Source organism: Pseudomonas sp. R62 (assembly GCF_000257605.1).
In the GTDB taxonomy this organism is placed as follows: Bacteria; Pseudomonadota; Gammaproteobacteria; order Pseudomonadales; family Pseudomonadaceae; genus Aquipseudomonas; species Aquipseudomonas atacamensis.
The window spans coordinates 2,968,668-2,976,462 of record NZ_JH635998.1 but is presented as its reverse complement, the minus strand read 5'-3'; the positions used below and the strand labels follow the sequence as shown (position 1 = coordinate 2,976,462).

The following is a 7,795-nucleotide window of genomic DNA, read 5'->3' as shown; positions in this document are numbered from 1 at the left end:
GGCTTCAAGAACAATCAATTGCACGGCAAGGGCCGCTACGAGAACGCCGACGGCGACGTCTGGCTCGGCCAGTTCAAGGAAGGCGCGCTGACCGGCAAGGGCGAATTGATCGGCGCGGATGGCAGCCATTACATCGGTGTGTTCAATGACTGGCGCTTCACCGGCCAGGGCCGCTTGAACCTCGCCGATGGCAGCTTCTACATCGGCGGCTTCGACAACGACAGCTATTCAGGACGCGGCACGCTGGTGCTGACCGATGGCAGCGTGCTCAGTGGCACCTGGATCAACGGCCAACGCGTGCGCGACGCCGACGGCAAATTGCTCCCCGACACCCTCGAACTCGGTTTGCTCGCCCAAGGCCGGTTGCTGGACGACGCACTGGCGGCGATTCCCGCTTCGACTCCGGCAGTCGAGTTGTACACCCTGACCCTTGGCGGCGACGGCAAGCAAAGCGTGTTCCTGCGTGAATCAGACTACGTCGCCAACATGCTCAACACGCGCTTCGGCGCCTTCGGCCAGATTCGTCTGGTCAATCATCGCGATCATCTCGGCGACCGGCCGATGGCCACCCGGGAAAACCTGCGCCGCGCCGCGCAAGCCCTTGCCGAACGCAGCGGGCCGGAAGATCTGCTGTTCATTTATCTGACCAGCCACGGCACCGCCGAGCACGAACTGGTGCTCGATCAGCCGCGCATGGAACTGGCCGACCTGCCCGCCGATGAGCTCGCCGCCGTGCTCGCGCCGCTGAAGCATCGCGACAAGGTCATCGTGATTTCTTCGTGCTATTCCGGCGGTTTCATCCCGGCGCTGAAAGACGAACGCACGCTGATCATGACCGCCTCGCGCGCCGATCGGGTGTCGTTCGGTTGCTCGGAAGAAGCCAACTTCACCTACTTCGGCGACGCGCTGTTCGCCCAGGCGCTGAACCAGACTGACGACCTTGAGCAGGCATTCAAACTGGCCAAGGCCACCGTTGCCGAACGCGAGCTGGCCGACGGCTTCGAAGCCTCGGAGCCGCAGATCTGGGCGCCGAAAACCGTGCTGTCGCACTGGCAGCTGCTGCGAAAACAGCAAGCACGCAAAGCTTTGCAAAGCAGCGCATTGAACGACGCGGCGAAAAAAGGCAACTAAGCTGAACAGTATCAAGGGAGAGACACTATGTACTTGACGCCTCAGCACGTATTGCTTGCCGGAGCCACCGGACTGACCGGTGAACATCTGCTCGACCGTTTGCTCAACGAGCCAACGATTACCCGTGTCCTCGCCCCTTCACGCCGGCCGCTGGCCGAGCATCCGCATCTGGAAAATCCGGTCGGCGACCCGCAAGCGTTTCTGCCGCAGCTCAGTGGCCGGGTCGATATCGCCTACTGCTGCCTCGGCACCACGATCAAACAGGCCGGCTCCGAAGAAGCCTTTCGCGCAGTGGATCTGGACATGGTCGTGGCGTTCGCCAAGCGCGCCCGGGAGATGGGCGCGCGGCACCTGATCGTGATCAGTGCGATTGGCGCCGATCCGAATTCCTCGGTGTTCTACAACCGGGTCAAGGGTGAAATGGAACAGGCGCTGCGCGCGCAGAACTGGCCGCAGCTGACCATTTGCCGACCTTCGCTGCTGCTTGGCGAACGCACCGAACCGCGTCTGGTCGAGCAACTGGCCGGGCCGTTGTCGAAGCTGATTCCGGGCAAATACCACGGCATCGAAGCGTGCCAGTTGGCGCGAGCAATGTGGCGCCTGGCGTTGGAAGAACAGGATGGGGTGCGGGTGATCGAGTCGGATGAGCTGCGCAAGTTAGGCAAATAATCCATCCGCCCATGATGATCGTTCCCACGCTCTGCGTGGGAATGCAGCCATGGACGCTCTGCGTCCTAAAAAGCGTGACGCGGAGCGTCACAGGATGCGTTACCACGCAGAGCGTGGGAACGATCATTCGCTACAATCCACAGAGGTTGTGCGCCCCCCTACAATCCACCAGTCGCCTGGAATCCGACGCCAATCACGGTGAGCAGTGACAACGGCAACAGGAGCGTGTCGAGCAACGCGCTGGCCGGCAGGTCCACGCCCGGATAGCTCGGCGCTTCGGCACCGAACCGGTCCATGGCGCAGCAGCCGCCGTTCAACGCATACAAATCCAGGCGCGTCCCGGCATACACCACCGGTGCGCCGGGTTTGGCCGCATCCAGCGTGCGCACGGTGGCGCACCCGCCCATTTGCAGCGCCAGCACAAGCACCAGCAGCTTATTCATCGCTGCTCAGGTGATGCTCGCCCCAACGCGGCAGCATGTCCTGCGGGATGCCGAGCAGATTGAGAATCCGCGCCACAACGAAGTCGATCAGATCATCGATGGTCTGCGGCTGGTGATAGAAGCCCGGCGAGGCCGGCAGAATCGTCACGCCCAGATTCGACAGCTTGAGCATGTGCTCCAGATGAATGCTCGAGTACGGCGCCTCACGCGGCACCAGAATCAACTGACGGCGCTCTTTCAGGGTGACGTCCGCCGCGCGTTCGATCAGGTTGTTGCATGCGCCGGTGGCAATCGCCGACAGCGTGCCGGTCGAACACGGCACCACCACCATGGCTGCCGGCGCGCCGGAGCCGGAGGCTACCGGCGACATCCAGTCTTCCTTGCCATACACGCGAATCTGCCCGGCAGCGGCGCCGGTGTATTCGGTCAGAAAAGCCTGCATCATCTGCGGTTTGTTCGGAAGGGACACATCGGTCTCGGTGGCCATTACCAGTTGCGCAGCCTTGGAGATCAGGAAGTGCACTTCGCGATCCTCGCGCACCAGGCAATCGAGCAGGCGTAAACCGTACTGCGCGCCCGAGGCGCCGGTCATCGCCAGGGTGATGCGTTCCGGGCCGCCGGCCTGGGAAAAAGCGTTCATTGCAGTGCCTCGGCAAGCTTGCCGTGCAGGCCGCCGAAGCCGCCGTTGCTCATGATCACCACGTGAGTGCCGGGCTGTGCCTGGCTCTTCACGCGTTCGATGATGCCTTCCAGGGAATCGCTGACGATGGACGGCACGGTGCACAGGGCAGCGGTCGCGCCAAGGTCCCAGCCGAGGTTGGCCGGGGCATACCAGATCACTTGATCGGCATCGACCACGCTGTCCGGCAGACCGTCACGGTGGGCGCCGAGCTTCATCGAATTGGAGCGCGGCTCGATGATCGCAATCAGCGGCGCGTCGCCGATGCGCTTGCGCAGGCCGTCGAGGGTGGTAGCGATGGCGGTCGGGTGATGGGCAAAGTCGTCGTAAATGGTGATGCCGCGCACCTCGGCGACTTTCTCCATGCGTCGTTTGACGTTCTTGAACGCGCTCAACCCGGCGATGCCCATCGACGGCACCACGCCAACGTGACGAGCGGCGGCCAGAGCAGCCAAGGCGTTGGCGACGTTGTGTTGACCGGTCAATTCCCACTCGACGGTGCCCTGGGACACGCCTTCGAACATCACTTCGAACGCCGAGCCGTCCTCGCTGAGCAGCTTGACCTGCCACTGACCGCCGGCACCGGTGGTTTGCACCGGGGTCCAGCAACCCATCTCGATCACGCGCTGCAACGCTGGCTCGGTGGTCGGGTGGATGACCAGCCCTTCGCTCGGAATGGTGCGCACCAAATGGTGGAACTGACGCTCGATGGCCGGCAGATCAGGGAAGATGTCGGCGTGATCGAATTCAAGGTTGTTCAGAATTGCCGTGCGTGGACGGTAGTGGACGAACTTCGAGCGCTTGTCGAAGAATGCGCTGTCGTATTCGTCAGCCTCGATCACAAAAAACGGCGTACCGCCCAGGCGCGCCGACACCGAGAAATTCTGCGGCACGCCGCCGATGAGGAAACCCGGGCTCATGCCGGCATGCTCCAGCACCCAGGCGAGCATGCTGCTGGTGGTGGTCTTGCCGTGCGTACCGGCCACGGCCAGCACCCAGCGCCCTTGCAGCACGTGATCGGCCAGCCACTGCGGGCCGGAGACGTACGGCAGGCCTTTGTTCAGCACATATTCCACCGCCGGGTTGCCACGGGACATGGCATTACCGATCACCACCAGATCCGGCGCCGGATCGAGCTGTGCCGGGTCATAACCCTGCGTCAGCTGAATGCCCTGGGCCTCGAGCTGCGTGCTCATCGGTGGATAGACGTTGGCGTCGGAGCCGGTGACGTGATGGCCCAGCTCTTTGGCCAACACCGCCATCGAGCCCATGAAAGTCCCGCAGATACCCAGAATATGAATGTGCATAGTCGACCTCGTAAAACATGGCCGCAGGTTAGCGTAGGGAGGGGGAAATGGCACTCTTTAGCTGAGGGGCGGGCCTGTTCGACCTGATCGTTCCCACGCTCTGCGTGGGAATGCAGCACGGGACGCTCTGCGTCCCAAAGCGGACGCGGAGCGTCCGGGGAGGCGTTACCACGCGGAGCGTGGGAACGATCAGGTCGGTCAGGCAGAGCGGGCGATGCCGTGCTTGCGAAGCTTTCTGTACAGCGTATTGCGGCTGACGCCCAACTGTTCAGCGGTATGGGTCATATGCCAGCGCGTCTGCTCAAGCGCATTGAGCAATGCGACACGCTCGGCGTCGTCCAATGGCTGCCCGACAATCTGCGCCGCCACAACCACCGGCCGCGCCTGCCGAATCATCACCGGCAAATCCTCAACGCCGACCCGCCCGCCATCACACAACGCCGCCAGCGTACGCAGGACATTGCGCAACTGCCGCACATTGCCCGGCCAGTTGAATGCCAACAACGCCTGCCGCGCCGGTTCGTCGATCAGAATCGTTTCGCCGCCGGCCTCCTCGGCCAGGAGAAAATCCAATAACTGCGATTTATCACTGCGCTCGCGCAACGCCGGCAACGCCACTTCCAGCCCGTTCAAGCGGTAATACAGATCCTCGCGAAAGCTGCCGTCCTCGACCCGCTCGAGCAAATTGCGGTGCGTCGCACTGATGATGCGCACGTCCACCGCTTGCGGCTCGCCGCCAATCGGCACCACTTGCCGATCTTCCAGCACACGCAGCAAGCGCGTCTGCAACGCCAAGGGCATGTCGCCGATTTCGTCGAGGAACAAGGTGCCGCCATCGGCCTGTTGCAGCTTGCCGCGCATGCCGTCCTTGCGTGCGCCGGTGAAGCTGCCGCCGCGATAGCCGAACAGTTCGCTCTCGATCAGGCTTTCCGGAATGGCCGCGCAATTGAGTGCGACGAAGGCATTGCCGCAGCGCTGGCTGGCCTGGTGCACAGCCTTGGCGAACGCCTCCTTGCCCGAGCCGGTTTCGCCGTTGATCAACAGCGGCACGTCGCGCTCGAACACGCGCAGGGCTTTGCGAAATTCCGCCTGCAACGCTTCATCGCCGAGGCAGATGCCGGACAGGCGTGGCGCTGGAGTAGCGATTGGCGTTGGAACAATGGCTGTCGGCTTGCGCGATTCGCCGCGCAACACGGCAAACAGATGCCGGCCATCACGGGTGCGCAGCGGCCAACTGGCGCTGGCGTTGGCACTCGCGCGACCAAGCAGGTCATCCAGCGAACAATCGAAAAACGCTTCCACCGGTTTACCGAGCAAACCACCGCGAATATGCCCGAGCAGGTTCAGGGCGCTCTGGTTGACTGCGCTGATCCGCCCTTCGCCGTCAAACGCCAGCAGCCCTTCCTGAACAGGCCGACGGACTCGGCCTGCAGATGGAAACGCAGCAACCACTGATTGTCGAAACAGCGCAGGAAGTAGCAGCTCTCGATCATCTTCGCCGACAGATTGACCAGCGCCATGGTGTGGAACTGGCTCTGCCGCGAGACGTCCGGCCGCGCCGAAGAGACATCAAGTACCGCCAGCAATTCACCGTGCGGATCGAACACCGGGCTCGCCGAGCAGGTCAGCCCGGTGTGGCGGCCGCGAAAGTGTTCGTCCTGGTGAATGGTCAGCGCCTGACGCTCGACCAGACAGGTGCCGATGCCGTTGGTGCCTTCGCAGGCTTCGCTCCAGTCAGCGCCGAGCCAGAGCCCGGCGCGCTCGAAAATCTTCCGTTCGGCCGGCGCGGTCACGCAATTGAGGATCACACCGCGCGCGTCAGTCAGCAGCACCGCATGGCCGGCGCCGGAGAGTTGCTGATGCAGGCTGCTCATCTCGGTGCCGGCAATTTGCAGCACTTGCTGCAGACGTTCGCGACTTTCCAGTACTCGGCCATGCTCAAGCACGGTCGGCGCCATGGTCACAGAAGGATCGAGGTGATAGTCCTCAAGGCAACGCAGCCACGAACGGGCGATCGACGGATCGGCGCCGGGGCCGTGCAGGTGCGGTTTGCCCTGGGTGACGGTGAGAACCTGGCGGGCATGGCGACTCAAATGGTTGTCGTGCATTTCTTATTGTTCTCCCCGGGGCGCGATGGCCCAAAGCATGAGGTGACGCCCAGCATCCTCCAGCGGCTCCGGCAATGCAATGCCGGCAAGACCGCCCGGTCACGGGCTGTGCCGCAAGCGGTACAAACTGTCACCCGTGCTGTACCGAAACCGTCACAGCACCACTCCATTCGTCCGAGACAAACCGGCCAAGCCCTTGATTTGCCTGACCTGCACGGCAGTGGCCCGAGCCTTGCTCTACGCTTATAGCAAGCGCACTTGCGCGTTTCTCTAATAAGTACAAAGCCAAGGAGAACATCATCATGCGTTACGCCCACCCCGGTACTGACGGCGCCAAAGTCTCGTTCAAGAGCAAGTACGGCAACTACATCGGCGGCGAGTTCGTCGCGCCGGTCAAAGGTCAGTACTTCACCAATACCTCGCCAGTCAATGGCCAGCCAATTGCCGAATTCCCCCGCTCCACCGCCGAAGACATCGACAAAGCGCTGGACGCTGCCCACGCCGCCGCCGATGCGTGGGGCGCCACTTCGGTGCAGGCGCGCTCGCTGATCCTGCTGAAAATTGCCGACCGCATCGAAGAAAACCTCGAACTGCTGGCGATCACCGAAACCTGGGACAACGGCAAAGCCATCCGTGAAACCCTCAACGCCGACATCCCCCTGGCCGCTGACCATTTCCGTTATTTCGCCGGTTGCCTGCGCGCTCAGGAAGGCAGCGCTGCGGAAATCGACGGCAACACCGTGGCTTACCACATTCATGAACCGCTGGGCGTGGTCGGCCAGATCATCCCGTGGAACTTCCCGCTGCTGATGGCCGCGTGGAAACTCGCGCCAGCGCTGGCCGCCGGTAACTGCGTGGTGCTCAAGCCTGCCGAGCAAACCCCGCTGGGCATCTGCGTGCTGATGGAACTGATCGGCGACCTGCTGCCGCCGGGCGTGCTCAACGTCGTGCAAGGTTTCGGTAAAGAGGCCGGCGAAGCCTTGGCGACCAGCAAGCGCATCGCCAAGATTGCCTTCACCGGCTCGACCCCGGTCGGCTCGCACATCATGAAATGCGCGGCGGAAAACATCATTCCATCCACCGTGGAACTGGGCGGCAAGTCGCCGAACATCTTCTTCGAAGACATCATGCAGGCCGAGCCGAGCTTCATCGAAAAAGCCGCCGAAGGCCTGGTACTGGCGTTCTTCAACCAGGGCGAAGTGTGCACCTGCCCATCGCGCGCACTGGTACAGGAGTCGATCTACGACGAATTCATGCAGGCCGTGATGAAGAAAGTCAGCCAGATCAAACGCGGCGACCCGCTGGACACCGACACCATGGTCGGCGCCCAGGCATCCGAGCAGCAATTCGACAAGATCCTCTCGTACCTGGAAATCGCCAAGGGCGAAGGCGCGGAACTGCTGACCGGCGGCAAGGTGGAAAAACTCGAGGGCAGCCTGGCCACCGGTTATTACATCC

The 7,795-nt window shown here is 62.7% G+C and carries 6 protein-coding genes and 1 pseudogene; 3 read left to right on the top strand and 4 right to left on the bottom strand.

What is annotated here, in order from left to right:
* A partial coding sequence (locus OQK_RS14435) for a C13 family peptidase (protein WP_038860952.1) occupies window positions 1–1,131 on the top strand: 1,131 nt, incomplete at its 5' end.
* A gap of 27 nt (window positions 1,132–1,158) precedes the next feature.
* Window positions 1,159–1,800 carry an oxidoreductase gene (locus OQK_RS14430; RefSeq protein WP_016773010.1) on the top strand — a complete coding sequence of 214 codons (642 nt, stop codon included), beginning with the start codon at window positions 1,159–1,161 and terminating at the stop codon, window positions 1,798–1,800.
* A gap of 158 nt (window positions 1,801–1,958) precedes the next feature.
* Here the strand turns inward: OQK_RS14430 and OQK_RS14425 are convergent, their stop codons facing one another.
* The 4 genes and pseudogenes from OQK_RS14425 to OQK_RS14410 form a co-directional block, all read right to left on the bottom strand.
* The gene (locus OQK_RS14425; protein WP_016773009.1) at window positions 1,959–2,243 is read right to left on the bottom strand and encodes a YceK/YidQ family lipoprotein; all 285 of its coding nucleotides are present in this window, start codon (window positions 2,241–2,243) and stop codon (window positions 1,959–1,961) included.
* Window positions 2,236–2,883, bottom strand: a complete 648-nt coding sequence (gene ubiX, locus OQK_RS14420; RefSeq protein ID WP_016773008.1) for a flavin prenyltransferase UbiX — start codon at window positions 2,881–2,883, stop codon at window positions 2,236–2,238. The genes OQK_RS14425 and ubiX overlap by 8 nt, the downstream gene beginning before the upstream one ends.
* On the bottom strand, window positions 2,880–4,229 hold the full coding sequence (mpl, locus tag OQK_RS14415) for a UDP-N-acetylmuramate:L-alanyl-gamma-D-glutamyl-meso-diaminopimelate ligase (protein ID WP_016773007.1): 1,350 nt from the start codon (window positions 4,227–4,229) through the stop codon (window positions 2,880–2,882). Before mpl ends, ubiX begins: the two co-directional genes overlap by 4 nt.
* A gap of 198 nt (window positions 4,230–4,427) precedes the next feature.
* Window positions 4,428–6,337 (bottom strand): annotated as a pseudogene (locus tag OQK_RS14410) (sigma-54-dependent Fis family transcriptional regulator).
* Between the two features lie 302 nt (window positions 6,338–6,639).
* Between OQK_RS14410 and OQK_RS14405 the strand changes: the two are divergent.
* The coding region (locus tag OQK_RS14405) for an aldehyde dehydrogenase family protein (protein ID WP_038860951.1) at window positions 6,640–7,795 on the top strand (1,156 nt) is incomplete at its 3' end.

Bases quoted from the DNA above. Each gene is read 5' to 3' on its own strand.
- mpl (WP_016773007.1), bottom strand. From the start codon at position 4,229: ATGCACATTCATATTCTGGGTATCTGCGGGACTTTCATGGGCTCGATG.
- OQK_RS14430 (WP_016773010.1), top strand. From the start codon at position 1,159: ATGTACTTGACGCCTCAGCACGTATTGCTTGCCGGAGCCACCGGACTG.
- OQK_RS14425 (WP_016773009.1), bottom strand. From the start codon at position 2,243: ATGAATAAGCTGCTGGTGCTTGTGCTGGCGCTGCAAATGGGCGGGTGC.
- ubiX (WP_016773008.1), bottom strand. From the start codon at position 2,883: ATGAACGCTTTTTCCCAGGCCGGCGGCCCGGAACGCATCACCCTGGCG.